The sequence below is a fragment of the Endobacter medicaginis genome (genome assembly GCF_014192375.1).
Classification (GTDB): domain Bacteria; phylum Pseudomonadota; class Alphaproteobacteria; order Acetobacterales; family Acetobacteraceae; genus Endobacter; species Endobacter medicaginis.
The window spans coordinates 1-1,862 of sequence record NZ_JACHXV010000053.1; the positions used below are offsets into that span (position 1 = coordinate 1).

Sequence of the window (1,862 nt, forward strand, 5' to 3'; positions counted from 1 at the left end):
GGCAATCGTTCCCGTGTTCGTCGTCATCGTCCTCACCCCTGAGGCGGAGACCGTCCGCTAACGGAGTGTCTCAAACAACCGTGGGGCGGAGGAGGGGTGTCATAGCTGCCCCAGCCGCCGGCCGCATTGTAAGCCGTGCCGGTGGTGCCGTAGCCGCCCGCATCCATCGTATTTCGCGGCTCGAATATCAGCGGCTGCTGACCGGTCAGCGTCAGCAGAGCGTTTTTGACGGCGGCCCGTGTGTTGCGAGCGACCAGAATTGCAGCCATCGCACGGGCACGAAAGCTGGCGTCGGTCTCGCCGGCGGCACGTGAGAATGACAGGCCCAGGTAGTCGAACACTGCGGCATCGAGCCATGCGCCGCTCGCAGTCTTCAGTCGGGCTTGCGATGCGATGAAGCCCGCCAAGCTGAACAGGTCGGCAAATGCTTGGGCGATGCCGCTGAGAACGCTGGTCAGCACTGGCGCCGAGGACGGGAACCAGCCGGTCGGCAGGGTCGAGCGCAGTCGGCTCAGGAAGTCAGGCTGGTCGCCGGGCGCCATCGTTGTGCTCTCAGTTGACTGTGATTTGCCCGGCTTTCACGACCGCATTCGCCGCCGGCTGAAGGTCGGTGGCGCTGCCGTTCAGCGTGATGGAGCTGACATTGGTGACCACGGGCGACGCGTTGTACGCGAGCTGTGCGATGCGTGTGACAGACAGTATCTGACCGACCGAGAGCGAGTTGATGTAAGTCGAAATCGCTGTCTGAATCGCCGGCGTAAGAGCCAATTTCGTCGACCCGGACCCGAGCGTTAGCGTGAGCTGCACCGCGACGGGGACGACGACAGGCGACTGCACAGAGAACGTCGCGCCGACCGGGCGGACCGCGTCGACTGCAGCATAGACTGCTGATTTCAGAGCAGACGGTGGGTAGCCCGAGCCGTCATCGATGGTGATGACAAAATGCCCCGGCGACCAGTTCGCTTGCTCATCTTGGTTCTCGGCAATCGAGTACGTGATGTCTTCTTGGACGTCCGCGATGGCAACCGCGACCGCCGGAATCGTGCCGCTCGTAAGCCCGCGGATGAACAGCAGGAATCTGGCTTTAAACGCGGAATCACTCTCCGCATCAGCACCGCCGCCGGTCGCGGTCGCGTTGGACACGATGTCCACGCCAGGCATCGCCGTGCCGACCAAGTCGATGGCGCCGGCAATTACGTTGCCGGCCGAGCCAGCAGTTACCGCGCTGATAGGCACGATAATCGATGCCGTACCGACGGGGATGATGTAGCCGCCCTGGGTGCCGACACTGGCGTTCCAGTACAAGTTCGTGCCGTCCGCCGTAATCGAATACTGCTGGGTCAAATCGCCCGTTTGCACGACCCATCCAACCTCGACTGTCGCCGAGCCGGTGCTGGTGTATCGGCTCAGTGTGATGGCGCCCGTCGATGGCACAGCTGGCAGCCGCGTCAGACCCCAATCTGCAAGCCAGGAATCCACGTCGGCGCCGCTGGCCGTGGACAGCCGCATCATCATCGCTAGCTGCAAGACCTCGGCCTGCAGCCAGCTCGCCACCGTGCTCGTGCCTTCGAACACCGCTCGCAGGACCGACCCGACCGACGTATCAAGCACTGTCGATGCCGCGAGCTGTGCGGCCGCGCACTGGTCTGTGACCCAGTCGGCAGCCGCTCTGATGCTGATGCCCATGGTGTGCTCCGGTATCGTCTGCCGGAGCTGAGAGCCGGCTAGTTCAATGGAATCTGCAGGGTCTGCGGCGTGCCGGACGTAGCGTCGGTGAACTCGACCATGACCACGGTCATACCGACGCCGTTGCTTGTGACCGCGACGCTCGGCGCCGGGTCCGTGGCGACATCCGATTCGAG

General features: G+C 63.6%; 2 protein-coding genes. Both read right to left on the reverse strand.

The window, feature by feature from the left end; all coding sequences use genetic code 11:
- Positions 1-32 precede the first annotated feature (32 nt).
- Positions 33-542: a hypothetical protein gene (locus FHR90_RS17090; RefSeq protein WP_176626233.1), complete on the reverse strand. Its 510-nt coding sequence runs from the start codon at positions 540-542 to the stop codon at positions 33-35.
- 10 nt (positions 543-552) lie between these two features.
- Positions 553-1,686 carry a baseplate J/gp47 family protein gene (locus FHR90_RS17095; protein WP_176626231.1) on the reverse strand — a complete coding sequence of 378 codons (1,134 nt, stop codon included), beginning with the start codon at positions 1,684-1,686 and terminating at the stop codon, positions 553-555.
- Positions 1,687-1,862 lie beyond the last annotated feature (176 nt).